Below are 23,436 nucleotides of genomic sequence, written 5' to 3'. Positions count from 1 at the left end.
GACCCCGCCCGCCCTAGACTTGGGTCTGTGGTGAGCACCGACTGGAAGAGCGACCTAAGGCAGCGCGGCTACCGGCTGACGCCGCAGCGGCAACTCGTGCTCGAAGCCGTGGACACCCTTGAGCACGCGACTCCCGACGCCATCCTCGGCGAGGTGCGGAAGACCGCGTCCGGGGTGAACATCTCCACGGTCTACCGGACCCTGGAGCTCCTGGAGGAGCTGGGGCTGGTCAGCCACGCCCACCTCGGGCACGGGGCGCCCACCTACCACCTCGCCGACCGGCACCATCACATCCACCTGGTCTGCCGCGACTGCGAGAACGTGATCGAGGCCGATGTGACCGTGGCCGCGGAGTTCACCGCCAAGCTGCGTCGGGAGTTCGGCTTCGAGACCGACATGAAGCACTTCGCGATCTTCGGCCGCTGCCAGGACTGCGCGCGCGGGAGAACCGGGGCCGCAGCCGTCCAGACTTCAATTACCGAGTCGTAGGCTTACTCCTATGAAGAGCCCACTGCTGAGCCTGCCCGGGGCCGTGCCCGCCGAGGGCGTGGACGAGGGCGTCGCCGCCCACTACGGCGACCTGTTCCGCGAGCAGCGCGCCCTCGCCGACGGCGCCGGTTTCGTCGACCTCTCCCACCGGGGAGTCGTGGCCGTCACCGGTGAGGACCGGCTGAGCTGGCTGCACCTCCTGCTCACCCAGCACGTCAGCGACCTGCCCGTCGGCGAGGCCGCCGAGGCCCTGGTGCTGTCCGCGAACGGTCACATCGAACACGCGCTGTACCTGGTCGACGACGGCACGACGGTCTGGGCCCACGTGGAGCCCGGCACCGCCGAGACGCTCATCGCCTACCTGGAGTCGATGAAGTTCTTCTACCGGGTGGAAGTCGCCGACCGGACCGGCGAGTTCGCCGTGGTGCACCTTCCGGCCGGTTCGATCGCCGAGCCCCCGGCCGGCGCCGTCGTACGCGAGACGGCGTACGGCCGTGACCTCTTCCTGCCCCGCGCGGACCTGGAGTCGTACGCCGAGAAGGCGGGCCCCGCGGCCGGCCTGCTCGCCCACGAGGCCCTCCGGGTCGAGAACCACCGCCCCCGGCTCGGCTTCGAGACCGACCACCGCACCATCCCGCACGAGCTGGGCTGGATCGGCACCGCCGTGCACCTGCAGAAGGGCTGCTACCGGGGCCAGGAGACCGTGGCCCGGGTGCAGAACCTCGGCAAGCCGCCGCGCCGCCTGGTCTTCCTGCACCTGGACGGCAGCGACGTGCACCTGCCGCCGCACGGCACCGAGATCCGGCTCGCGGACGACGGCGAGGACGGCCGCAAGGTCGGCTTCCTGACCACCTCGGCCCGCCACCACGAGCTGGGCCCGGTGGCCCTCGCACTGGTCAAGCGCAACGTCCCGGTGGACGCCCGGCTGATCGCGGGCGACACGGCGGCGGCCCAGGAAGTGATCGTCGAACCGTAGGACCCGGCAACGGGGGCGAACGGTGAGCGGTTCGGGGGGATTCCCGTCAGCACGCTGCGGGATATGCCGTTGACACTCCATAATCGGCAACGGGCAGCGACTTGTTGAACACGGTGAGCACGTGTTCGACCCGATGGCCGGCGTGCCCCCAGGGGGGAGGCGCCTTGACACCGCAGGAGGAGTTCGCCGAGGCCCTGCGCGTGCGCCGGGAGGCCGCCGAACTCTCCCTCGCCGAGCTGGCCCGCCGCGTGCACTACAGCAAGAGCTACCTCAGCCGGGTGGAGAACGGCCTGCGGCCACCCGGCCGGCTTCTCGCCGAACGCTGCGACGCCGCCCTGCGGGCCGACGGCGCCCTGCTCGCCCTGCTGCCGTCCGGACCCGAGCCGCTCGAACCAGGAGGCGACGGCCCACGGGACGGCACACCCCGCGACAGCGCCCGGCGCGACGGCCCCGACGGCGGTGACCGGCCGCGCCCCAGCGGCTACGGAGCCGAGTTCGACCAGCACATCCGGCGCGGCGACACCCGCCACCTGCTCGGCGAGATGTACGAGGCGGGCCGGCACTACCAGGCCGCCTACGAGGCCGCCGGCGGCGACGAACGGGCCCGCGCCCACGCCGTGGTCCGCAGCGCCCGCCGCTGGTCGGACCCCGGCCAGGTCGACCGCGACCTGCTCTTCCGCATCGACGCCTGCCTGGCCGCCCTGGCCGGCCACGACGACCCGCCCGCGGTGGCCCTGCGCCTCCAGCTGACCGCCCACCGGGCCAAGAAACTCGCCATGGCCATCGGCTACGACACCGCGATGGCCGGCGCCGAACCGCGCACCGGCGCCAGGCTGGCCCGCCAGACCCTCGCGGAGCTCCGCGAGACCGGCCGCCGCACCCCCGGCCGGATCGGCGACGAGGCCCGCTGCGAGGTCCTGACCGAGACCCGCTGGGCGCTGTACGACTTCGCGCCGGCCCGCGAACTGCTCGCCCTCTCCAGCGAACTGCGCGACCTCGCCGTACGCTCCCACTCCGCCTACTTCCAGGGCGAGGCCCTGGTCGCCCTCGCCATCGACCAGCTCCGCACCGGCCGGGTGCCCGCCGCCGAGGCGACCGTCAACGTCCACCGCGAGTACGCCGCCCGGCACCGCAGCCGGCTCGCCCACTGGCAACAGCGCACCCTGGACGCCCTGATGAGCCTGTGGCGCGGCGAGTTCACGGCCGCCGCCCGGTGGATCCTCGGGGAGGCCGGCGAGGTGGCCGCCGCGATGGAGAACGGGCTGTCGATGCCCGCCGACACCCTCGGCCAGACCGTCCTCGGCCAGGAGTTCTGGCTGCGGTACGAACAGGGCCGACTGGGCGAGCTGTTCGCCTCCCCGCGCATGGCCGGCGTCCAGCAGCGCGGCTACTTCCCGGTGTGGCGCGCCGGACTGGCCCTGGCCCTGTGCGAGACCGGACGCCACGAACAGGCCGCGGACCAGTTACGGGCGTTCGCCGACGACACCGACGGCTTCACCCGCTTCCCGCCGAGCGGCTGGGCCCTGCCCACCGCGGCGGTCCTCGCCCAGGTCTGCGCCGGACTGGCCGAGCGCACCGGCCACCGAGCCGAACTGCCGGCGTACGTACCGCCGCTGCGCGCCCTCCTCGACGCGCACGGCGACGAAGTGGTCCTGGCCGGCTGGCCCACCGTGCTGCTGGGCCCGGCCGCCCGCTTCAGCGGCCTGCTCGCCCTGGTCGCCGGTGAACCGGAGACGGCCCTCACGCACCTGGGACGGGCCGTCCGCCTCGCGCAGCGCTATCCGGCCCAGATGGCCCGGCTCCGCCTCGACGAGGCCCGCGCCCGGCTCCGCACCGGCTCCCCGGCGGCCCGGGCCACCGCCCACGACCTGGCCAGGACCGCGCTCGGCACGGCCGAGGAACTCGGCATGGCGGGCCTGGCCCGCGACTGCCGGGAACTGCTCACATCTCCAGCAGCACGGTGAACGGCCCGTCGTTCGTCAGCGACACCCGCATCTGCGCACCGAACCGCCCGGTGGCCACGGTCGCCCCCAGGGCCCGCAACTGCGCGACGACCTCCTCGACCAGCGGTTCGGCCACCTCGCCGGGCGCCGCCGCGTTCCAGGTCGGCCGGCGTCCCTTGCGGGCGTCGCCGTACAGCGTGAACTGGCTGATCACCAGCAGCGGTGCGTCGATGTCACTGCACGAGCGTTCCTCGGCCAGCATCCGGACCGACCAGAGTTTCCGGGCCAGTTGGGCCGCCTTCTCCTTGGTGTCGTCGTGGGTCACGCCCACGAGCACGCACAGTCCCTCGCCCTCGATCGCGCCCACCGTCTCGCCGTCCACGACGACACTGGCACCGTCCACCCGCTGAACCACAGCTCGCATGCCGACCATGATGCCCGGTGTCCGGCCGCTCCCCGAGAGGGGTCCATTATGGATCCTTAACCTCACATCTACGGCCGTTCGGGGGCACTCGGTCACATTGGTGCCACTTGGGGTGGCACCATGCTTCCACACACCGGTCGAGGGGACGGTAGAGGCGTATGAGCACACCGAGCACCGGGCGACTGAAGACGCAGGACACGCAGAGCCTGCCCCGCCCGCCCGTACAACGCGGCGACGGCATCACGTTGCCCGCGGAGCCGCCCGAGCACGACCTGAGCTGCCTGAGCCTGCCCGAGCTGCGCGTCCTGCGACGGGACGCGCAACGCGACGAGGCCGACCTCAGCTACGTACGACGGCTGCTCCAGGGCCGTATCGACATCCTGCGGGCCGAACTGGCCCGCCGTACACCCACGGGCGCTGCGGCGGTGGTGGACCGCCTCCCGGAGATCCTGACCGACGCCCCGGCCCGCCACCGCTCCTCGGCCCGCCACGTCACGCTGGGCACCCCGCACAACGAGGAGTACGGCCGGCTGGCCGCCGACATGCTGGCGGAGGTGGAACTCTCCGACCTCCAGGCCCGTACGGACCCGGAACTGACCTCCGCGATGGGCCGCCTGGTCCGCTACGAGCAGGAGGTGTCGAGGCGACGGCAGCGCCTGCAGCGGACCGCGGACGACTCGAGCGCGGAGATCGCCAGGCGCTACCGGGAGGGCGAGGCCCAGGTGGACGACCTGCTGACGTAGGGCCCGGTCGCCGGGGACGACACCAGCGCCCCGGCGGCCCGCGGCGGAAATTCGATCGGCACCACCCCTGTCCAGCACCTACGGTGCTGTCATGACTGACGCCGTCGAAGTCCGCCCCGTCACCGAAGCCGAGCTGGTCGACTGGCACCGGGCCCTGAACACCGGATTCCTCCAGCAGCCCTCGCTCACGGACGACCAGATGGAAGCCCGCCGACGGCAGTTCGTGCCGGGCCGGCTCCTCGGTGCCTTCGACGGCTCCCGCTGCGTCGCGACGTTCCGCTCCTTCGACCAGGAGCTCACCACCGTGGGCGGCACGGCCGTCCCCGCCGACGCCATCTCCAACGTCACCGTCTCGCCCACCCATCGCCGCCGCGGCCTGCTCACCCGCATGATGAGCCAAGACCTCGCCGCGGCGAAGGAGCGCGGCGACGTGGTCGCGACCCTGATCGCCGCCGAGTACCGGATCTACGGCCGCTACGGCTTCGGCCCGGCGACCACGCTGACGGAGTGGACGGTCGAGGTGGGCCGCACCGGCCTGGACCCGCTTTGGTCGGCCCCCGAGGACGGCGGCCGGATCGACCTGATCGACCTCGAGGACGTCCGCAAGTTCGGGCCCGAGCTGCACGAGCGGGTGCGGCGCGGCACCCCCGGCGCGGTCAGCCGCAACGAGCTGTGGTGGCAGCTGCGAACCGGCGCGGTCCGCTTCGAGCCGGACTGGACGGAACCCTTCCACGCGGCCTACCGGTCGCCGGACGGCGAGGTCCAGGGAATGGTGGCGTACACGGCGGACGACACCTGGCACGGCAAGCAGCCCGACGAGACGGCCACGGTGAAGTGGCTGCTCGGTGCCACGCCGGCGGCCGAGCGCGCGCTGTGGCACTACCTGTGCTCGATCGACTGGATCACCAGGGTCAAGAGCGGCTGGCGGTCGCCGGACGACCTGCTGCCGCACCACCTCCCCGACCCGCGCGCCGCCCGGATCGTCTCGCAGGCGGACTGGCTGTGGGTGCGCATCCTGGACGTCGTACGGGCCCTGGAGGCGCGGACCTACGGCACGACGGGGTCACTCGTGCTCGAGGTGGCGGACCGGCAGGGGCTGGCCGGCGGCCGGTACCGGCTGGACGCCTCCCCCGAAGGCGCGTCCTGCACCCCGACCACCGACACCCCCGACCTGGCCCTCGACATCGCCGACCTGGCGACCGTCTGGCTCGGCGACCAGACGCCGGCACGGCTGCACGCCCTCGGCCGGATCCGGGAAACGCGAGTGGGCGCCGTCCTGAAGGCCGACGCCCTGCTGCGTACGCCCGGGCGGCCCTGGTGCCCGGACCTCTTCTGAGAGGGTCCCCTTCCTCTCGGTTCCTCTGGGTTCCTCTCCGTGGAGTGGAACACCGTGCTCGCAAGATGTTGCATCCGTAGCAAGTGCTGATTTCTTCAGTTGTGACTGTGCGGTGTTCGTTCGGCGATGTTCAGTTGTGGCTGTACCGGTGGTGCGCCCGAGTTGTCGCCCTGACTGGCCGGGCTCCCGGCTCCCCTCCGGAGGAGAGCTCGTCCAGCCGTGCGCAACTTCATCCACGTTCAGGATGTTGGCTACCAACTTAGCCATTGCTGACCTGACTTGGAAGCGGCTTATAACCATCTTTCTATGAACTGCCGCGAGATGGCGTGAAGTTGTACCGTTTGGGTGTGGACTCGGAACACGGCTCCGCCAATGAGCGGATGAGGGCACAACGGCCTCATGTGTCACATCGCGAGGTGGCCGACGAGCTGCGCACCCGGATCAGGTCCGGAGTGCTGCAGCCGGGGCAGCGCATGCCCACCCAGGCCAAACTGGCCGACGAGTTCGGTGTCGAGCGGGCGGCCGTCCGGCAGGCGCTGCGCATTCTGCAGTCGGAGCATCTGCTCACCAACGTATCGAAGGGTGCTCCCGCGACGGTGGCCGCGGATCCGGGGCCGCTACCGCTGGCCGCGGGACCGCAGGCGCCTCCGCAGCCGACCATGGTGGGGCTCACGTCGCGGATACAGGCGGCCTTCGTCGCGCCGCACGTGGAGATCGACGCCCTCTGCCTCACCTCGGTCTCCCTCAACCTCGCGCTCGGCGAGCCGCTGCGGCTCATCCACGCGGGGCGGCTGGAACCGGCCAAGATCGACGTACGGCTGCTGCTGCCGAGCCGGAAGATCGACCTCGCGTTCCCGACGGCGCTGGACGCCTCGGCCGAGGACGCGGTGCACAGTCGCTGGCTGGCCCAGCGAAACGCCCAGGGCCAGGTGCTCCGCCACAACCTGCAGGCGCTGCGGGCCACCCACGGCATCGACGTGAACGTCAGCTTCCGGGCCCTGCCGTTCACGCCGCCGGTCAAGCTGTACCTGCTCAACGGGGTGGAAGCGCTGTTCGCCTATTACACCCTGGGACGCCACGAGCGGGAGATCGACCACGAACACCTGCAGACGTACGACACCGACGGGACCCGGTCGATGCTCTTCGCCTTCGAACAGAGCTCCGGGCTGCGCGACACCGCGTTCGTGGACCAGTCCCGCCTGTGGTTCGACGCCCTGTGGGAAACGATCAGTTCCGACATGGATCTGTAGGGAAAAGGTTCGGTGTGACGAGTGAGGACATCCCAGTGAACGCCGGCAGCACGCCGCAGGAAATCGCCGGCGCCCTGCGGGAACGCATCCGCAGGGGTGACCTCAGGGCGGGCGACCGGCTGCCCACCCAGGCCGAGCTGGCCGAGGAGTTCGGTGTGGAGCGCGGGGCCGTACGCCAGGCCATGCGGATCCTGCTGGACGACGGCCTGCTCACCGGCGTCACCAAGGGCAGCCCGCCGCGCGTCGCCGATCCGGCCGTCCGGTCGCCTGGCGAGCCACAGCCGACGATGGTCGGCCTCGCGCCCCGGATGACGGCCGCGTTCGCCGTCCCGCACGTCCGCATCGACGCCGCGTGCCTGACCGCCCAGAGCCTGATCCCGGCACTCGGCGAACCCCTGCGCATGATCCACGAGGGCCGGATCCGCCCCGAGAGCGTCTCCGTCCGCGTCCTGCTGCCGGGCCGTGACATCAACCTCGCGTTCCCGGTCCCAGTCGATGGCGACGACGTCGCGGTGCACAACCGCTGGCTGGGCATGCGCAACGCCCAGGGCCAGGTCCTCCAGTACAACCTGCAGTCACTGCGCTCCACCCACCAGATCGACGTGAACGTCACCTTCCGGGCCCTGCCGTTCACCCCGCCCGCCAAGCTGTATCTGCTCAACGGCGCGGAGGCGCTGTTCGGGTACTACATGGTCACGCGCCGCGAGGAACTCACCGACAGCGGAACGCTGGAGATGTACGACGCCATCGGCTCCGAGTCGCTGCTCTTCTCCTTCGAGGAGCGCGCAGGTCACCGGGACGCCGCGTTCGTGGAGCAGTCGCAGAAGTGGTTCGACGCCCTCTGGGAAACCATCACGACGGACCTGACACTCTCCTAGTGACTTCTGATGCCACACGGACGGAGCCCGGAAGGCCCGCGGAGGGATGACCGACCGGGCTCCCGGCTCCCCTCCGGATGGGAGCCCGGTCGGCGGCCGGTCAGTTCGACGGGGCGAGCAGCATCACGAGTACGACGGCTCCCAGGCCGCCGACCGTGACACTCCTCGCCTTCACGCCCACGGTGAGCAGGACGAAGGCGATGATGCCCATCGCGCCGAACCTCGACTGGACCACCTGCTCGAACCCGATGGCGAGAGCGGCGAGCAGGATGGCGGCGAGCGGTAGTTCACGCATGTGTCCGTCCCCCTTGGAAGGTTGCGTTCGTTGATCGGAGCCGGTCGTCACGAGGCGGGCCTGGTGATGAGAAGAGCGAGGATCAGGGCACCCAGGGCGCTGCACGTCGGCTTGTCGGCCTTGATGCCGATCGCGAGCAGGAGCAGCGCGAGGACGCCGACGACGCCGTACCTCCAAGCGGTGACCTGGTCGAACGAGGCGAGGGCCACGGCTGCCAGCAGTGCGGTCACGCGGTTCATGGACACGGCGACGCTCCTTGTGTCACCTTGCGTACCTTCTTCTTCACCCGGTCAACGGCCCTGCATTTCCGGGCCAACTGGTCTGAGATGACCGACGGGCACTCCACTTGGCGCAGACTGGAGTGATGACTTCGCACTCGAACAATCTCGTCGGGCTGATCACGCGTGCTCGGTACGTGCTCCTCGACTTCGACGGCCCGATCTGCCGCCTGTTCGCGGGACACGCGGCGGACCACGTCAGCCGTGAACTCGTCCGCTGGCTCGAGAAGCAGGGGGCGGACGGCCTGCTGACGGACGCGGAGCAGCGGGCGACGGATCCGTGGGACGTGCTGCGGGCTGTGGACCGACGGCATCCGAGTGGTGAACTCGTTGTCGAACTGGAGGAACGGCTCACCCAGGAGGAGCTGTTGGCGGCCTGTTCCGCGGAGCCCACCCCGTACGCGGACGGGGTCGTCCGCGCCTGGGCGGCGAAGGGCGTCGGCCTCGCGGTGACGACCAACAACTCCCCGGCGGCCACCCGGAAGTATCTGGGACTCCGGGGACTGGAGACCTGCTTCGGCATTCATGTCCACGGTCGGACCTCCGACTTGAGCAGGCTGAAGCCGCATCCCGACTGCCTCGAAAGGGCGTTGGCCGGACTGGACGCCGATCCGTCCGAGGCGCTGATGATCGGCGACGCCCCGTCGGATCTCGAGGCGGCGTCGAGCTCGGGTGTGCGGTTCGTCGGCTACGTCCGCAACCCGCGCAAGAGGGAGGCCCTGCTCACCGCCGGTGCCGACCCGGAATGCCTGGTGTCCTCCATGGCGGAGGTGCTGACGGTGCTCGGGCGCTGAGGGGCGCCTGGTCGTGGAAGCGGACATCGTTCCCCCTCCTCAACGTGCCGCGGGACCTTCGGCGTTGCTGCCAATTGGATTGGCTCACTGGCATATGGTTGCCCGATTGGATTGATCGACTAACCAATTTGCCGACAGGATTGGTCTGTTGGTCCGGAAGGATCGGTTCTAATCCAAACGGGGTAGGGTCGCTGTGTGAGTGAGCAGGAGACTGACGGCCTTGGTCCGGCCCAGCGCAAGGTGCGTGACTGGGTGATGCAACGCCTCTACGCCGGCCGGTACGAGGTGGGTGATCAGCTGCCGTCGCAACGCGCCCTGGCCGACGCGATCGGCGTGTCACGCTCCACGGTCCAGCAGGCGCTGAACATGCTCGCCGCGGAACACTGGGTCGAAGGCCAGCAGGGCAGCGGCACGACGGTGCTCAGGAGGCCGAGTATCGCCTCCCCCCAGGGTCCTGCCGTGGCTCCCGACTCCCTGATGGACGAGGTCTTCAAGCAGACGGAGGTGCTGCTCGACGTCTTCAGTCTCACGTCGGAGTCGCTGGTCGCGCCGATCACGAGGCAGTACGACAGGATCCGGCGTGACAAGGGCTCGGAGGTTCAGCGGATCAGGCTGCGCATGCTCCTGCCTTCCGAGGATCTCGACCTGCCGTACCCGAGGGCCGTCGACGCGGACCGCAGGGACGCCATCACCCGGCGGCGGGTGAACGAGACCCGTACGCACGTGCGCGCGATCACTCAGAAGCTGCGGGATCTGAAGGCCAACGCCTGGGTCCGGTCCGTGGAGGTCGAGGTCCGTCATGTGCCGCTTCCGCCGGCGCACAAGGTGTACCTGGTCAACGGGACACAGCTGATGCTGGCGCCCTACAAGGTGATCGAGCAGAACGTCGACGTGGAGGGGGAGGTCGTCGCGCTGGTGGACGTCGAGGGTGTCGGGGCGTCGATCACGCACGTCGTCAGGAACGAGGACCCGGGCTCCCCGGACTCCGTGATGGTCGCCAGCCACCAGGTGTGGTTCGACTCCCTGTGGGAGACGCTCGCCAAGTGAGGCGCACCCTGCCTTCGCCCCATGATCGGATCGGGTATCAGGCCAGGTCAGGCTGTCCGCTCACGGTCCCCGGCGGCAGCCTCTAGGCTCGCCCCATGGGTGAGACGGGCCTGCGTGAGCGCAAGAAGCGGCGGATGTACGAGGACGTGTCGGACATCGCCGTGCGGCTGTTCCTGGCGAAGGGGTTCGACGCGGTGCCGGTCGCCGAGGTGGCGGCCGCGGCCGGCATCTCCAAGCCGACGCTGTTCCGGTACTTCCCGGTCAAGGAGGACCTGGTCCTGCACCGGATCGCCGACCACGAGACGGAGGCCGCGCGGCTGGTCGCCGGGGCGGAGTCCCCGGTCGGCGCGCTGCGGGCCCACTTCCTCGACGGCCTGCGGCGCAACGACCCGATCACCGGGCTCAACGACCACCCCCAGGTCCTCGCCTTCCACACGCTCCTCAACAGCACCGCCACCCTGGTCGCCCGCCAGCACACTTACCTGGAGCGGTCCGAGGCCGCGCTCGCCGAGGCGCTCGGCGGGACCCTCGACGCCCGGCTGGCGGCCGGCCAGATCATCGCCGTACAGAGGATCCTCGCGCAGGACAACTGGCGGCGGATCGCGGCCGGGGAGCGGGTCGAGGAGGTGCGGGAGGAGGCCGTGCGGGCGGCGGAGCGGGCCTTCGACCGGCTGGAGCGGGCGCTGGCGGACCAGTCGGGACCCCCGGGTTAAAAATTTAACCGGGTTGTGTTTTCTCGTCTACGCTGTCCCCATGCAGCAGGAACGTGCCCAGCGGCGAGGCGCCCACCCGGAACTCGACCTCGAACGCGCCTACCACGACACCTGCCGGGCCGCCCTCGCCCGCATGGTCGAAGGCGCCGCCGAACACGTCGTCACCGGCGAGGACGTCTCCGCCTCCGGCGCCGACGCCGAGGTCCTCGGCTACCGGCTGCGCAGCCGGGCCAAGGAGATGCGCGAGCTGCCCCGCGGCCCGCTGTTCTTCGGCAAGCTGGACTTCGACTCCGGCGAGCACACCGGACAGAGCTACCGCATCGGCCGGCTGCGGATCAGCGCGGAACCGACCGCGCCGCCCCTGGTCGTCGACTGGCGGGCACCCGTCTCCCGGGCCTTCTACCAAGCCGGCCCCGACGAACCGCAGGGAGTCGCGGTACGACGCCGGTTCGGCTGGGCCCCGGGCAGCCGCGGCGACTCCGCCGACCTCACCGGCTGGGAGGACGAACGGCTCACCGCGGGCGAGTCCGGCCCCGGCACCCTCCTCGCCCGGGAGATCGAACGGCCCCGCGTCGGCCCCATGCGGGACATCGCCGCCACCATCCAGCCCGACCAGGACGACCTGGTCCGCGCCGACCTCACCGCCTCCGTCTGCGTCCAGGGCGCCCCGGGCACCGGCAAGACCGCCGTCGGCCTGCACCGCGCCGCCTACCTCCTGTACACCCACCCCCAGCGCATCCGCCGCTCCGGCCTGCTGATCCTCGGCCCCAACCGCACCTTCCTCTCCTACATCTCGGAGGTGCTGCCGGCCCTCGGCGAGACCGGCGTACGCCAGACCACGCTGCACGAGGAGATCGCCCGCCACCCGGCCACCGGCACCGACTCCGCGCCCGCCGCCGCGCTCAAGCACGACCCCCGGATGGCCGAGGTCCTGCGCCGCGCCCTGTACGCCCACGTGTCCACCGAGGCCGTCCAGCCCCTGTCACTCTCCGACGGCACCTACACCTGGCGGGTGTCCGCCGCCACGCTGACCGGGATCGTCGCGGAGGTGCGGCGTGAGGAACCGCCGTACGCCGTCGGGCGGGAGCGGGTGCGCGGACGGGCCATGCGGGCCGTACAGCTCCAGGCCGAACTGCGGGCCGGACCGCAGCCGGCCGCCTGGACGCGCCGCCTGGAACGGTCGCGGGTGATGGGCGCCTGCCTCGACGCCGTCTGGCCGAAGGTGCGCCCGGAGCAGGTGCTCGCCGAACTCCTCACGGACGCCGCCGTACTGGCCCGGGCGGCCGAGGGGATCCTCGACCCCGCCGAACAGCGGACCCTGACCTGGCCGCGTCCGCCCCGCTCGTACAAGTCCGCCCGCTGGTCACCCGCCGACCTGGTCCTCCTCGACGAACTCGCCGGGCTGGCCGAACACCCCGAGGGGTACGGCCACATCGTCGTCGACGAGGCCCAGGACCTGTCCCCCATGGAGTGCCGGGCGATCGCCCGCCGCGCCGCCTTCGGCTCGCTGACCGTCCTCGGTGACCTGGCCCAGGCCACCACGCCCTGGGCGGCGCGGAGTTGGGACGTCGTCCTGCGTCACCTCGGCAAGCCGGACGCGACGGTCGTCCCGCTCACCACCGGCTTCCGGGTCCCCGCCGCGGTCGTGGACCTGACGAACCGGCTGCTCGGACGCCTGGGCACGGACGTGCCCCCGGCCCGCTCCCACCGCGCGGACGGGGAGCTGACCATCCGCCCGGCGGGGGACGTGCGGGCGGCCACGGTCGCCGCCGTACGGGAGGCCCTGGCCCGGGAGGGATCGGTGGGCGTCCTCGCGGCGGACGCGCAGGTGGCCGAGGTACGGGCCGCGCTCACCGCCGCGGGCATCGAGGCGGCCGACGCGGACCAGCTCGGCGCCAGGGTGGCGGTGGTCCCGGCGAGCCTGGTCAAGGGCCTGGAGTACGACCACGTGGTGGCGGTGGAACCGGCGGCGGTGGCGGAGGGCGAGGAACGCGGCCTGCACCGGCTGTACGTGGTGCTGACCCGGGCGGTCACGAGGCTCGACGTGGTGCACGCGAGGCCGTTGCCGTTTTGAGGGATCCTGTCCCCGATGCTTCTCTTCCTCGACGTCGACGGCACCCTCATCCCCTTCGGAGCCCCGCAGGGGCACAGCTACCCGACCTACGAGACCGCCCTCGTCCCCTCGAACCCGCTGGTCACCCGGATCGACCCGGCGCTCGGCCCGCGCCTGGCCGCGCTCGGCTGCCAGCTCGTGTGGGCCACCACCTGGATGGACGACGCGAACACCTGCGTCGCACCGTGGCTCGGGCTGCCGCCGCTGCCGGTCGTGGAGTGGCCGGACGAGGACGAGCCGTCGGCCCTGCTGCACTGGAAGACGCGGCCGCTCGTGGAGTGGGCGGCCCAGCGGCCGTTCCTCTGGATCGACGACGAGATCACCGAGGCCGACCGCGCCTGGGTCGCCACCCACCACCGCGGCCCGGCCCTGCTCCACCGCGTCAGCCACGAGTTCGGCCTGACCACGGCCGACTTCACCACCCTGGAGTCCTGGCTGACGGCGAACGGCTGAGGGCCCGCTGCGGAGGGCCTGTGGCTGGAAGCCCGCGGTTGAGGGCCTGCTGCGGGTCCTGTGGCTGGAAGCCCGCGGCTGAGGGCCTCGTGCGCGGGAAGGATCCCGGCCGTGACCGAAACCCCCGCCACCGCCGATGCCACCGCCACCGATGCCACCGCCGGCGCCCCCGGCCCCGCCACTACCGACGCGGACACCGACGCGTACGCGTACGCCGACGCCGACGTGACCCGGGCCGCCCTCCAGCTCCTGCGCGACCTCGGTGCCGCCGGGATCGACCATCCCGGCGGGACACTCCTCGCGCACCTCCGCCGCGTCGAGCAGCGGCTGGCCGCGTGGGGCGCCCGCCCGGCGCTCCGGCTCGCGGGCCTGTGCCACGCGTTCTACGGGACGGACGGCTTTCCCACCGCCCTGCTGCCCCTGAGCCGCCGTGCCGAACTCGCCGCGGTGATCGGCACGGAGGCCGAGGCGCTGGCGTACCTCTACGGGTCCTGTGACCGGAAGGCCACGTATCCGGCGCTCCAGGACACCGACGCCCCGTTCCACGACCGGTTCACCGGCCGCGCCGTCGTCCCCGGCGCCGGGCCGCGCCGGGACTTCGCCGAGCTGACGGCCGCCAACGAACTCGACCTCGCGGCCGTGGACCCGTCCTTCCGCGACCGGTGGGGCGCCGGTCTCCTCGCCCTGTTCACCCGCTTCCGCCCGCTGCTGAGCCCACCGGCCTGGGAATCCTGCCGGAGCGTGCTCGGGGGAGGGGCGGCGGCCGGTTCGGCTCAGTAGCCCTGGGTGATGGCGCTGTCCCGCATCAGCTCCTCCAGTTCCGCGTCCGACAGCGGATGCAGGGTGTCCAGGACGCGCCGCAGCCCGGCCTCGCCGAGGGTCTGGCTGCTGACCTCGACCTCGGTGGTGCCGTGACGGCGGGCGAGGGTGACGGCGCGCACCCCGCCCGGGATGCGCTCGACCGTGCGCCGCTCGCCGTGCGCGTCCACCGTGCAGGTCACCGTCCGCTGCGCCGGTTCGGGGCACCGCGGGACCGGGGTGGACGCCGGGCGCACGCCGAGCCCCACGTACGACACGTCGTACCCCTCCCGGACGGCGCGGTACGACACGCTGAAGTAGGCGGGACCGACCTGGGCGCCGGCCACCCGCATACCGGGCGGTGGCGCGCCCAGGTACAGCAGTTCCGGATGCTCCCGGTAGCGCGCGATCTCCGCCGTCCGCCGGTGGTGGTCCGCCTGCGCCGGGCCGACGAAGGCTCCGTAGCCGACGCCGACGGCCAGCGCGGCCACCGCCCCCAGCCGCACCCACCGGCTCGGCACGAGGATCGCGGCGGCGACGGCGTACGGCACGCCCGTCAGCACGACCCGGGTCCCGGCGCCGCCCAGGTCCACGTGCCCGCTGTAGGCGGCCAGGCCGGCCGCGTCGCCCAGGGTGCCGAGGACGAAGACCACGGCGGCCCAGCCGAGCCGCCCGCCGGCCGAGCCGCACAGCGGCACCAGGTCCCGGGCCGAGGCGCCCACCACGGCGAGCAGGCCCACCAGCAGCGGCACGCTCAGGGCGAGCAGCAGCACGGCCGCCTCGATGCCGTGGCCCCAGCCGGTCAGCACCAGCGCGAACCCGAGCACCGGCACCGTGGCGGTCGTCGTCGCCCACACCAGGAAGAGATGAAGTGCCGTCGGAATCCCCCTGCCACCTGTCATGCCGAGGAGCCTGCCAGCGGTGGCCCCGGCACCACATGAGCTCTCCTACTCAGGAGGGGGGAGGGACATCGGCTCACGGCGCGAGGGGAGCTGGACGCGATCGCACCGGGGAAGCCGTCCGCCGTGGGAGCCGGAACCGCCGTGACGCGGTGGTCGCCGCGACACGCCAGGCACACTTTTGCAAGCGGGTGCTTGCAATTGTTAGCGAGGATGAGGCAGGGTGGAGGCATGGCATCGCTCAACGTCGGCAATCTCGGTGAGTATCTGCGCGAACAGCGGCGCAACGCGCAGCTGTCGCTCAGGCAGCTCGCCGACGCCGCCGGGGTGTCGAATCCGTACCTGAGCCAGATCGAGCGCGGGCTGCGCAAGCCGAGCGCGGAGGTGCTCCAGCAGGTCGCGAAGGCCCTGCGGATCTCCGCCGAGACGCTGTACGTCCGCGCTGGCATCCTCGACGCCGAGCGGGATCTGAACGAGGTGGAGACCCGCGCGGTCATCCTCGCCGACCCCACCCTCGACGAGCGGCAGAAGCAGGTGCTGCTGCAGATCTACGAGTCGTTCCGCAAGGAGAACGGCTTCGGGTCGGGCGAGGAGAACGCGAGTGCCGCCGGCAGCGAGGCCGGCGGTGTGCGGACCGACGGCGGCGGGCCCGGCGGTGACATCGACAGTGACGCCGAAAGCGGTACCGGCAGCGACGCCGGCAGTGAGACCGATCCGGGGCGGACGGCCGGATGAGCCGGCCAAGCGCGCCGACCGCCACGCCACGGATCACAAAACCCTCAGCCGAACCTGAATCCGGGAGGACCATCACCATGGCCATCACCGACGATCTGCGCAAGACCCTCAGCGACCCGACCCCGTTCTACTTCGCCGCCGGCACCGCGGATCTCGCCCTGAAGCAGGCCAGGAAGGTCCCGGGCCTGGTCGAGCAGCTGCGCGCCGAGGCCCCGGCCCGTATCGAGGCCGTCCGCAACACCGACCCGAAGGCCGTGCAGGAGAAGGCCGCCAGCCGTGCCAAGGAGGCCGGTGTCAAGGCCAAGGAGGCGCAGGCCAGCCTCCAGGCCAGGGTCAACGACTTCATCGTCTCCCTCGACGGCGACCTCAAGAAGCTCGGCGAGTCCGCCCAGGACTTCGCGCTGCGCCAGGTCGGCGTGGCCGCCGAGTACGCCGTCAAGGCCCGCGAGACCTACGAGAAGGTCGCCGAGCACGGCGAGCAGGCCGTGAAGACCTGGCGCGGCGAGGCCGCCGACGAGATCGAGGACCTGGCCATCGCCGTCGAGGGCAAGCCCGAGCCGGTCGAGGTCAAGGCCGACGAGAAGAAGGCGGAGCAGCCGAAGGCCGCCGAGGCCAAGCCGGTCGCGGTGAAGAAGGCCCCGGTCGCCAACGCCAAGAAGGCCCCGGCGCCCCGCAAGGCCACCCCGGCCAAGAAGCCCACCCCGCCCGCCAAGTAACGGCGGCGCGACAGGACGCGCGGGCCGGGCACTCCTCGGGTGTCCGGCCCGTTGTCGGTGTAGCGGGATCGGCCCAGCGGGTACGGTGACCGCGTAGGAACAAGCCGAAACGGGTGGTGGACGTTGTGCTGATGCAGGGCTTCTCGAGTTTCCTGGGGCTGCTCTACCTCGCCATGCTGGTCCTCGCCGTGGTGGCGCTGGTGATGGCCGCGCTCTTCCGGGACGACGCGTACCGGGCCGCGGACAAGCAGAACAAGGGCTTCTGGCTGATCATCCTCGGCATCGCGGTCGCGGTGAACCTGCTGGTGCCCATGCTCTTCCTCCAGCTGGCGGGGCTGGTCGCCACGATCGTCTTCTTCGTCGACGTCCGCCCGGCCCTCAGGCAGGTCTCCGGCGGGGGCTTCGGCCGCCGCCGAGGTGGCGGCAGCAGCAGCGACGGCCCGTACGGCCCGTACAACGGCGGCCGCTGACGGCACCCCGCGAGGGCGCGGGGACCGCGCGACCGCGACCGGCTGCCGCAAGCACGGTACCGACGGTGCCGCGCGGGCCGGGGCCGTCCCCCGAGCCCCACGCTCCCCGGTCCGGTGCCTCCCGGACCGGTCCGGTGCCTACCGGCCCGGTCGGGCCTACGCCTCGCGGTCCAGCAGTACGACGGCCACGTCGTCCGTCAGTTCGCCGCCGTTGAGCCGGCGGACCTCGTTGACCGCCGCGCGCAGCAGTGCCTCCCCGCTGAGCCCCTCGGCCAGCTGGCGGCGCACCATCTCGACCATCCCCTCCTGACCGAGCCGCTCCCCGCCCGTACCGACGCGGCCCTCGATCAGGCCGTCGGTGTAGAGCATCAGGCTCCACTCGGCGCCCAGCTCCACCTGCATCCGCGGCCACCGGGCGCCCTTGAGCAGCCCCAGCGCCGGTCCGTTGTTGTCGTAGGGCAGCAGTTCCGCGGGGCGGCCCGGCCGGGCGACCAGCGGTGCCGGGTGTCCGGCCAGGCACAGCCCGGCCCGGCGCCCGTCCGGCGCTATGTCGACCGTGCAGAGGGTCGCGAAGATCTCCTCGTCGGAGCGTTCGTGCTCCAGCACCTCCTGCAGCGTGCCCAGCAGCTCGTCGCCGCACAGCCCGGCCAGGGTCAGCGCCCGCCAGGCGATCCGCAGCTCGACGCCGAGCGCGGCCTCGTCCGGTCCGTGTCCGCAGACGTCGCCGATCATCGCGTGCACGGTCCCGTCGGGGGTGCGCACGGTGTCGTAGAAGTCCCCGCCGAGCAGGGCGCGTGAGCGGCCGGGGCGGTAGCGGGCGGCGAAGCGCAGCGAGGAGCCGTCCAGGAGCGGCGTGGGCAGCAGGCCCCGCTCCAGGCGGCGGTTCTCCTGCGCGCGCATCCGTCCCTCCGCGAGCTTGCGCTCGACGGCGAGGGACCGCTTGCGCTCCACGGCGTACCGGATGGCGCGGCTCAGCAGCCGGCCGTCCAGTTCGTCCCGGAAGAGGTAGTCCTGCGCGCCGACGCGCACGGCCTCGGTGCCGCGCTCGGCGTCGCCGGAGGCGGTGAGGGCGAGGACGGCATGGCGGGGCGCGAGCTGGAGCACGTGCCGGAGCACGGCGAGCTCGTCGGCGTCCCCGCCGCCGGCGGCGACGCTCGCGCGGCCCGGCGCCGGCAGCGCCAGGTCGAGCAGGATGCAGTGGACGTCGTCGGTCAGCAGCCGCTCGGCCTCGGTGAGGTTGCGGGCGGTACGGACCCTGATCGAGGTGCCGGACGCGTCCCGCAACTCGGGCAGGACCGGCGAGCCGGTCGGGTCGTCCTCGATCAGCAGCAGGGTGAGAGTGGTGCCGCCGCTGTTCGGCGCGGTGGCTTCCGTGCGGTTGGCCTCTTCCTTGAGGGGGCCGCCGCCCTGTGCGGGCACGGCGACCGGCGCCTGACCACTCTCCACGGCCGGGATCGCTCTCTGCCGCGGTACGGGTACGGGCATCGTGTTGGGTTCCTTCCCTCCCCCCGAGGGCATGGCGGGGCGAGGGACCTCGACCCACCCGACGGGGACCATAGCGGTACTGGCCGCCGCAACGGAATGGTGTGAGCCGCGTCGCTCTGTCTCAGGCCTTTGGCATATGCCGCGTGCCGTAACGCAGTTGGACAAGAAGGCCGCGCGACGGGGATGACGAAGGTCACGTGGTGCCCGGGTTTCAAAGGATGTTGGCGTGCACTGGGTCACATGGCGCAGCTCACGAAAGGGACATCACGCCTGAAGTGCCCGGCGGGGCTCAGGCGTCCGGGCGTACCACTCCGAGGATCGGCATCGTCCCGGCGCCGCCGACCGAGATGTTCCGTCCCGGGCGCGGTGCCTGGATGATCGCGCCGTCGCCGACGTACATCGCGACGTGGGTGGCGTCGTCGAAGTAGATGATCAGGTCGCCGGGGCGCATGTCCTTGAGGTCGACGTGCTTGAGCTGCTTCCACTGCTCCTGGGAGGTGCGCGGGATCGGGTGCCCGGCGCTCGCCCAGGCCTGCGAGGTCAGTCCCGAGCAGTCGTACGAGTCCGGGCCCTCGGCGCCCCACACGTACGGCTTGCCGATCTGGGCGGTGGCGAACGCGACCGCCTTGCGGCCCGCCGCGGACGCCTTGGTGTGGATCTCGTCGAGTATCCCGGTGTCCAGCCAGGCCGTCTGCGCCTTGTAGGCGGCCTCCCGCTCCAGTTCGGCGAGCCGCTCCTTCTGCTTCTTCTCCAGGCTCGACTGGAGTTTCTCGGCGGCGGCGATGCGCTGCTGGATCTTCTTCTTCGCGGCGGCCTTCGCCTTGCGCCCCGCCTCCAGCTCGTTCCACCGGTCGGCCGCGTCCGCCGCGTACTGCTTCAAGTCCTGCTGGGTCCGGGACAGTTCCGCGATCAGGCCCTTGGCGGCCCGCTCGCCCTGGAGCACCCGGCCGGCCCCGTCCAGGAACTGCGAGGGGTTGTCGCTGAGCAGCAGCTTGGCGGAGTCGGGCATGCCGCCGGTGCGGTACTGGGCCGCCGCCGCCCGACCCGCCCGCGCCTTCAGTCCGTCGAGCTCGTGCTGCCTCTTGACGATCTTCCGGGCCAGGTCGACGATCTCGGCGGACTGCTTGTCGGCGGCCTCCTCGGCGGCGTTGTAGGCGTCGGTGGCGACGGCCGCGTCGTGGTAGAGGTCGTCGAGCTTCTCCCGTACGGCCTCCAGGTCGCGGTCGGCCGGGAGGGTCACGGAGGCGCTGGACGGCACGCTCGGGGAACTGCTCGGCGAGGGGGGCGGGGCCGGTGTCGCGAACGCCACCCCGGGCGCCGTCAGTACGGTCACCGCGCAGACCACGGTCACGGCCACTGCCAGGATCCCGTGTCGCCCGCCCGCCCGGAGGCCGCGCCTGTCCGGTCCCATGACCGACCCTCCAAAACTGATTATCCGTCAGTAGCCTGCATGCGTGGAGGATCGTGCCATGTCACGGCGCAAACCGACAGAGGTCACGACCGGTGGGTTCCTCCCCGGATTCCGGCCGAGCATGACGATCTCCCCGCCTTTGTGACGAACACCTCACCGAGATCGTTCCCGGGGCGCAGGGGGTCAGTGAGCGGGCGCCAAGGCCCCCCACGCCACCGTCACTTCCCCCTGCCGCCAGCGCGCCGCCGAGTCCGTCACCGGCCAGTCGCCCGCCAGATCCCGCACCGCGCGCATCCACCGCTGCCGGGCGCCGTACGACGCGTAGGGCGCGGCGGCCGCCCAGGCGCGGTCGAAGTCCCGCAGGAACGCGTGCACGGGCTCGCCCGGCACGTTGCGGTGGATCAGCGCCTTCGGCAGCCGCTCGGCGAGGTCCGAGGGCCGTTCCAGGGAGCCGAGCCGGGTCGCGAAGGTCACCGTCCGCGGCCCCTCCGGTCCGAGCGCGACCCAGACGTGGCGCCGTCCGATCTCGTCGCAGGTCCCCTCGACCAGCAGCCCGTCCGGGGCGAGCCGCCCGCACAGCCGTGCCCAGACGGCGGCGACCTCGCGCTCGTCGTACTGGCGCAGCACGTTGGCCGCCCGGACCAGCAACGGCCGTCCGGGGAGCGGGATCTCGAACCCGCCGTGCCGGAAGACCAGCCCGTCCCGCTCGTACGGCTTCGCGGCGGCGACCCGGTCGGGGTCGATCTCGATCCCGACGACCCGGGTGCGCGGCGCGGCGGTACGCAGCCGGCCGAGCAGTTCGACGGCGGTCCAGGGGGCGGCGCCGTATCCGAGGTCGACGGCGACGGGGTCGGCGGCCCGACGCAGCGCGGCGCCGTGCGTGACGGCGATCCACCGGTCCATGCGGCGCAGGCGATTGGGGTTCGTGGTCCCGCGCGTGACCGTTCCCACCACGGCGTTCCCCGCGCTCGGGCGGAGCCGGGAGCGGGGGAGGGAGGTGGCGCGGGCATTCATGCGTACGAGGGTAGAGCGCCCCGCCGGGAGGGTGGGGTGCCCCGGCGGAGTGCGGGGCGCTGCGGCGAGGTTGCGGGGTGCCGCGGCGAGGGTGCGGGGCTGCGTGACGGGCCCCCGCGCGGTACCCCGCACCCGGCCGGCCGCGGGCCCACGCACGCCGTCCTCGAACGGTTGAGCGATCACAGGTAATTCCCCGGTAAAAACCACATTCCCAGGAATGGGAATCCAGGCCTCCGTGTTGGACCCCGTGAGGGAGCCCCACACCCTCCCACCGGCATGCCCGCAACAAGGAGGACCGCCACGTGAGCCAGTACGTCAGCAGGCTCGGGCGCCGCTCCCCGTCGGCCGCCGGCCGGCTGCTCCGCAGCCGCCGCCCGCGCCGCGTCGCCATGCTCTCCGTGCACACCTCACCGCTCCACCAGCCGGGCACCGGCGACGCCGGCGGCATGAACGTCTACATCGTCGAGCTCGCGCAGCGCCTGGCCGCGATCAACATCGAGGTCGAGATCTTCACCCGGGCCACCTCCGGCGGCCTCCCGCCGACCGTGGAACTCGCCCCCGGAGTCCTCGTCCGGCACGTCGACGCCGGTCCCTACGAGGGGCTCGCCAAGGAGGACCTCCCGGCCCAGCTGTGCGCCTTCACGCACGGCGTGATGCAGGCCTGGGCCGGCCACCGCCCCGGCTACTACGACCTCGTCCACTCGCACTACTGGCTCTCCGGCCAGGTCGGCTGGCTCGCCGCCCAGCGCTGGGGCGTTCCCCTGGTGCACGCGATGCACACCATGGCCAAGGTCAAGAACGCCTGCCTGGCCGAGGGCGACACCCCCGAGCCGGCGGCCCGGGTGATCGGCGAGACCCAGATCGTGTCCGCGGCCGAACGCCTGATCGCCAACACCTCCGAAGAGGCCGACGAACTCGTCCGGCACTACCACGCCGACCCCGCCAGGGTCGCCGTCGTCCACCCCGGCGTGAACCTCGAACGGTTCTGCCCCGCGGACGGCCGCGCGGCCGCCCGGGCCCGCCTGGATCTCCCGCAGGACGCGCTGATCCCGCTCTTCGCGGGCCGGATCCAGCCCCTGAAGGCCCCCGACGTGCTGCTGAGGGCCGTGGCCGTGCTCCTGGACGAGCGGCCCGAGCTGCGCTCGCGGATGGTCGTACCGATCGTCGGCGGCCCCAGCGGCAGCGGTCTCGCCAAGCCGGAGGGCCTGCAGAAGCTGGCCGCGCGGCTCGGTATCGCGGACGTCGTCCGGTTCCGCCCGCCGGTGGGGCAGGAGCAGCTCGCGGACTGGTTCCGGGCGGCCTCCGTCCTCGTCATGCCGTCCTACAGCGAGTCGTTCGGCCTGGTGGCGATAGAGGCGCAGGCGGCCGGCACCCCCGTCCTGGGTGCCGCGGTCGGCGGTCTGCCGGTGGCCGTGCGGGACGGCGAGACCGGCTTCCTGGTGCGCGGCCACGATCCCGTCCACTACGCGCGCGTGCTGTCCCGTTTCGCCGACGACGCGTCCCTGGCGAACCGTTTCGGCGACGCCGCCGCCCGGCATGCCCAGTCCTTCGGCTGGGACGGCGCGGCCGCCGCCACGGCCGACGTCTACATGGCCGCGACCCAGTCCCACCGCCGTCGCGTACGCTCGGCCCATGGGTGATGTGGGTGACGTGGAAGAGGCCGCGCGGGTCATCGAGGGCGTTCTGAAGGACGCCGAACTGGAGTGGGAGAGCCCCGGCCCCGGCAACTACGTCGTGCAGCTGCCCGGCACGCGCAAGCTGAAGACGACCGTCTCCCTGCTGGCGGGCCGCCACTCCCTCTCCCTGAACGCGTTCGTCATCCGGCACCCCGACGAGAACGAACCGGCCGTCCACCGCTGGCTCCTGGAACGCAACCTCAAGCTGTACGGCGTGAGTTACGCGGTCGACCGCCTCGGCGACGTCTACGTCACCGCCCGGCTGCCGCTCGCCTCCGTCACCCCCGATGAGATCGACCGCCTGCTCGGTCAGGTCCTGGAGGCGTCGGACGGCGCCTTCAACACGCTTCTGGAGCTGGGCTTCGCCGCCGCGATCCGCAAGGAGTACGCGTGGCGGGTGTCCCGGGGCGAGTCGACGCGGAACCTCGACGCGTTCACGCACCTGATCGAACGCCCCGCTGACTGACTTCAGGTCCAGACCTGTTTGACCCTGCAGGCCT

Annotated in this window: 25 protein-coding genes; 18 read left to right on the top strand and 7 right to left on the bottom strand. The window is 72.1% G+C overall.

All coding sequences use genetic code 11. The features are described from left to right. Positions 1–27: 27 nt before the first annotated feature. The 3 genes from ACFY3I_RS32690 (at position 28) to ACFY3I_RS32680 (ending at position 3,429) form a co-directional block, all read left to right on the top strand. Positions 28–489: a transcriptional repressor gene (locus ACFY3I_RS32690; RefSeq protein ID WP_365289802.1), complete on the top strand. Its 462-nt coding sequence runs from the start codon at positions 28–30 to the stop codon at positions 487–489. A gap of 10 nt (positions 490–499) precedes the next feature. Then, a complete protein-coding gene (locus ACFY3I_RS32685; RefSeq protein WP_365289800.1) occupies positions 500–1,465 on the top strand; it encodes a folate-binding protein in 966 nt (321 codons plus the stop codon). Positions 1,466–1,629: 164 nt separating this feature from the next. After that, a complete protein-coding gene (locus ACFY3I_RS32680) occupies positions 1,630–3,429 on the top strand; it encodes a helix-turn-helix domain-containing protein (RefSeq protein ID WP_390864654.1) in 1,800 nt (599 codons plus the stop codon). Here ACFY3I_RS32680 and dtd read toward each other — a convergent pair. Next, positions 3,407–3,832, bottom strand: coding sequence for a D-aminoacyl-tRNA deacylase (gene dtd, locus ACFY3I_RS32675; RefSeq protein ID WP_390864653.1), 426 nt, complete (start codon positions 3,830–3,832; stop codon positions 3,407–3,409). The genes ACFY3I_RS32680 and dtd overlap by 23 nt on opposite strands. Positions 3,833–3,990: 158 nt before the next feature. Here dtd and ACFY3I_RS32670 point away from each other — a divergent pair, with 158 nt between their 5' ends. From ACFY3I_RS32670 to ACFY3I_RS32655, 4 genes are all read left to right on the top strand, one after another. Continuing rightward, positions 3,991–4,575, top strand: coding sequence for an aerial mycelium formation protein (locus tag ACFY3I_RS32670; RefSeq protein WP_365289794.1), 585 nt, complete (start codon positions 3,991–3,993; stop codon positions 4,573–4,575). Positions 4,576–4,666: 91 nt separating this feature from the next. Beyond that, positions 4,667–5,911: a GNAT family N-acetyltransferase gene (locus tag ACFY3I_RS32665; RefSeq protein ID WP_390864652.1), complete on the top strand. Its 1,245-nt coding sequence runs from the start codon at positions 4,667–4,669 to the stop codon at positions 5,909–5,911. A 380-nt stretch (positions 5,912–6,291) separates the two neighbouring features. Continuing rightward, positions 6,292–7,161 (top strand): GntR family transcriptional regulator, encoded by an 870-nt coding sequence (locus ACFY3I_RS32660; RefSeq protein WP_390864678.1) that lies wholly within the window; start codon positions 6,292–6,294, stop codon positions 7,159–7,161. A 35-nt stretch (positions 7,162–7,196) separates the two neighbouring features. Then, on the top strand, positions 7,197–8,039 hold the full coding sequence (locus tag ACFY3I_RS32655) for a winged helix-turn-helix domain-containing protein (RefSeq protein ID WP_390864651.1): 843 nt from the start codon (positions 7,197–7,199) through the stop codon (positions 8,037–8,039). A 100-nt stretch (positions 8,040–8,139) separates the two neighbouring features. Here the strand turns inward: ACFY3I_RS32655 and ACFY3I_RS32650 are convergent, their stop codons facing one another. Next, the gene (locus tag ACFY3I_RS32650) at positions 8,140–8,334 is read right to left on the bottom strand and encodes a hypothetical protein (RefSeq protein WP_390864650.1); all 195 of its coding nucleotides are present in this window, start codon (positions 8,332–8,334) and stop codon (positions 8,140–8,142) included. A 47-nt stretch (positions 8,335–8,381) separates the two neighbouring features. Next, on the bottom strand, positions 8,382–8,573 hold the full coding sequence (locus ACFY3I_RS32645) for a hypothetical protein (protein ID WP_390864677.1): 192 nt from the start codon (positions 8,571–8,573) through the stop codon (positions 8,382–8,384). Between the two features lie 125 nt (positions 8,574–8,698). On the opposite strand from ACFY3I_RS32645, the gene ACFY3I_RS32640 reads away from it, so the two are divergent. The 6 genes from ACFY3I_RS32640 (at position 8,699) to ACFY3I_RS32615 (ending at position 14,512) form a co-directional block, all read left to right on the top strand. Further along, the gene (locus tag ACFY3I_RS32640; protein WP_390864649.1) at positions 8,699–9,406 is read left to right on the top strand and encodes an HAD family hydrolase; all 708 of its coding nucleotides are present in this window, start codon (positions 8,699–8,701) and stop codon (positions 9,404–9,406) included. A 195-nt stretch (positions 9,407–9,601) separates the two neighbouring features. After that, positions 9,602–10,453 carry a GntR family transcriptional regulator gene (locus ACFY3I_RS32635; protein ID WP_390864648.1) on the top strand — a complete coding sequence of 284 codons (852 nt, stop codon included), beginning with the start codon at positions 9,602–9,604 and terminating at the stop codon, positions 10,451–10,453. Positions 10,454–10,548: 95 nt separating this feature from the next. Then, positions 10,549–11,166, top strand: coding sequence for a TetR/AcrR family transcriptional regulator (locus ACFY3I_RS32630; RefSeq protein ID WP_390864647.1), 618 nt, complete (start codon positions 10,549–10,551; stop codon positions 11,164–11,166). A 40-nt stretch (positions 11,167–11,206) separates the two neighbouring features. Continuing rightward, positions 11,207–13,240 (top strand): HelD family protein, encoded by a 2,034-nt coding sequence (locus tag ACFY3I_RS32625; RefSeq protein WP_390864646.1) that lies wholly within the window; start codon positions 11,207–11,209, stop codon positions 13,238–13,240. Between the two features lie 15 nt (positions 13,241–13,255). Continuing rightward, positions 13,256–13,732, top strand: coding sequence for an HAD domain-containing protein (locus ACFY3I_RS32620; protein WP_365289772.1), 477 nt, complete (start codon positions 13,256–13,258; stop codon positions 13,730–13,732). A gap of 225 nt (positions 13,733–13,957) precedes the next feature. Then, on the top strand, positions 13,958–14,512 hold the full coding sequence (locus tag ACFY3I_RS32615; RefSeq protein WP_390864676.1) for a DUF6817 domain-containing protein: 555 nt from the start codon (positions 13,958–13,960) through the stop codon (positions 14,510–14,512). Here the strand turns inward: ACFY3I_RS32615 and ACFY3I_RS32610 are convergent. Then, positions 14,506–15,432, bottom strand: coding sequence for a hypothetical protein (locus tag ACFY3I_RS32610; RefSeq protein ID WP_390864645.1), 927 nt, complete (start codon positions 15,430–15,432; stop codon positions 14,506–14,508). The two genes, ACFY3I_RS32615 and ACFY3I_RS32610, sit on opposite strands and share 7 nt — an antisense overlap. 228 nt (positions 15,433–15,660) lie before the next feature. Between ACFY3I_RS32610 and ACFY3I_RS32605 the strand changes: the two genes are divergently transcribed. The 3 genes from ACFY3I_RS32605 to ACFY3I_RS32595 all read left to right on the top strand — a co-directional run bounded on the left by ACFY3I_RS32605 (position 15,661) and on the right by ACFY3I_RS32595 (position 17,350). Next, positions 15,661–16,164 carry a helix-turn-helix domain-containing protein gene (locus tag ACFY3I_RS32605; RefSeq protein ID WP_390864644.1) on the top strand — a complete coding sequence of 168 codons (504 nt, stop codon included), beginning with the start codon at positions 15,661–15,663 and terminating at the stop codon, positions 16,162–16,164. Between the two features lie 77 nt (positions 16,165–16,241). Continuing rightward, a complete protein-coding gene (locus ACFY3I_RS32600; RefSeq protein WP_365289768.1) occupies positions 16,242–16,880 on the top strand; it encodes a hypothetical protein in 639 nt (212 codons plus the stop codon). Between the two features lie 131 nt (positions 16,881–17,011). Then, a complete protein-coding gene (locus ACFY3I_RS32595) occupies positions 17,012–17,350 on the top strand; it encodes a DUF2516 family protein (protein ID WP_384987262.1) in 339 nt (112 codons plus the stop codon). 156 nt (positions 17,351–17,506) lie between these two features. Here ACFY3I_RS32595 and ACFY3I_RS32590 read toward each other — a convergent pair whose 3' ends face one another. The 3 genes from ACFY3I_RS32590 to ACFY3I_RS32580 all read right to left on the bottom strand — a co-directional run bounded on the left by ACFY3I_RS32590 (position 17,507) and on the right by ACFY3I_RS32580 (position 21,197). Then, the gene (locus ACFY3I_RS32590; protein ID WP_390864643.1) at positions 17,507–18,835 is read right to left on the bottom strand and encodes a PP2C family protein-serine/threonine phosphatase; all 1,329 of its coding nucleotides are present in this window, start codon (positions 18,833–18,835) and stop codon (positions 17,507–17,509) included. A 289-nt stretch (positions 18,836–19,124) separates the two neighbouring features. Next, positions 19,125–20,246: an NlpC/P60 family protein gene (locus ACFY3I_RS32585; protein ID WP_365289765.1), complete on the bottom strand. Its 1,122-nt coding sequence runs from the start codon at positions 20,244–20,246 to the stop codon at positions 19,125–19,127. Between the two features lie 183 nt (positions 20,247–20,429). Beyond that, positions 20,430–21,197, bottom strand: coding sequence for a class I SAM-dependent methyltransferase (locus ACFY3I_RS32580; RefSeq protein WP_365289933.1), 768 nt, complete (start codon positions 21,195–21,197; stop codon positions 20,430–20,432). A 365-nt stretch (positions 21,198–21,562) separates the two neighbouring features. Between ACFY3I_RS32580 and mshA the strand changes: the two genes are divergently transcribed. Both mshA and ACFY3I_RS32570 read left to right on the top strand, forming a co-directional pair. Next, positions 21,563–22,900 (top strand): D-inositol-3-phosphate glycosyltransferase, encoded by a 1,338-nt coding sequence (gene mshA / locus ACFY3I_RS32575; protein WP_365289763.1) that lies wholly within the window; start codon positions 21,563–21,565, stop codon positions 22,898–22,900. Further along, on the top strand, positions 22,893–23,402 hold the full coding sequence (locus ACFY3I_RS32570; protein ID WP_390864642.1) for a YbjN domain-containing protein: 510 nt from the start codon (positions 22,893–22,895) through the stop codon (positions 23,400–23,402). Before mshA ends, ACFY3I_RS32570 begins: the two co-directional genes overlap by 8 nt. Positions 23,403–23,436 lie beyond the last annotated feature (34 nt).

Origin of the sequence: Streptomyces sp. NPDC001068 (assembly GCF_042897315.1) — a bacterium.
GTDB lineage: Bacteria > Actinomycetota > Actinomycetes > Streptomycetales > Streptomycetaceae > Streptomyces.
This window is presented reverse-complemented; position numbering and strand designations above follow the sequence as displayed.

Coding starts and splice junctions, on each gene's coding strand:
- ACFY3I_RS32605 (WP_390864644.1), top strand. CDS start 15,661: ATGGCATCGCTCAACGTCGGCAATCTCGGTGAGTATCTGCGCGAACAG.
- ACFY3I_RS32620 (WP_365289772.1), top strand. CDS start 13,256: ATGCTTCTCTTCCTCGACGTCGACGGCACCCTCATCCCCTTCGGAGCC.
- ACFY3I_RS32570 (WP_390864642.1), top strand. CDS start 22,893: ATGGGTGATGTGGGTGACGTGGAAGAGGCCGCGCGGGTCATCGAGGGC.
- ACFY3I_RS32640 (WP_390864649.1), top strand. CDS start 8,699: ATGACTTCGCACTCGAACAATCTCGTCGGGCTGATCACGCGTGCTCGG.
- ACFY3I_RS32650 (WP_390864650.1), bottom strand. CDS start 8,334: ATGCGTGAACTACCGCTCGCCGCCATCCTGCTCGCCGCTCTCGCCATC.
- ACFY3I_RS32625 (WP_390864646.1), top strand. CDS start 11,207: ATGCAGCAGGAACGTGCCCAGCGGCGAGGCGCCCACCCGGAACTCGAC.
- ACFY3I_RS32590 (WP_390864643.1), bottom strand. CDS start 18,835: ATGCCCGTACCCGTACCGCGGCAGAGAGCGATCCCGGCCGTGGAGAGT.
- ACFY3I_RS32600 (WP_365289768.1), top strand. CDS start 16,242: ATGGCCATCACCGACGATCTGCGCAAGACCCTCAGCGACCCGACCCCG.
- ACFY3I_RS32585 (WP_365289765.1), bottom strand. CDS start 20,246: ATGGGACCGGACAGGCGCGGCCTCCGGGCGGGCGGGCGACACGGGATC.
- ACFY3I_RS32685 (WP_365289800.1), top strand. CDS start 500: ATGAAGAGCCCACTGCTGAGCCTGCCCGGGGCCGTGCCCGCCGAGGGC.
- ACFY3I_RS32665 (WP_390864652.1), top strand. CDS start 4,667: ATGACTGACGCCGTCGAAGTCCGCCCCGTCACCGAAGCCGAGCTGGTC.
- ACFY3I_RS32630 (WP_390864647.1), top strand. CDS start 10,549: ATGGGTGAGACGGGCCTGCGTGAGCGCAAGAAGCGGCGGATGTACGAG.
- ACFY3I_RS32595 (WP_384987262.1), top strand. CDS start 17,012: ATGCAGGGCTTCTCGAGTTTCCTGGGGCTGCTCTACCTCGCCATGCTG.
- ACFY3I_RS32610 (WP_390864645.1), bottom strand. CDS start 15,432: ATGACAGGTGGCAGGGGGATTCCGACGGCACTTCATCTCTTCCTGGTG.
- dtd (WP_390864653.1), bottom strand. CDS start 3,832: ATGCGAGCTGTGGTTCAGCGGGTGGACGGTGCCAGTGTCGTCGTGGAC.
- ACFY3I_RS32670 (WP_365289794.1), top strand. CDS start 3,991: ATGAGCACACCGAGCACCGGGCGACTGAAGACGCAGGACACGCAGAGC.
- ACFY3I_RS32645 (WP_390864677.1), bottom strand. CDS start 8,573: ATGAACCGCGTGACCGCACTGCTGGCAGCCGTGGCCCTCGCCTCGTTC.
- ACFY3I_RS32660 (WP_390864678.1), top strand. CDS start 6,292: ATGAGGGCACAACGGCCTCATGTGTCACATCGCGAGGTGGCCGACGAG.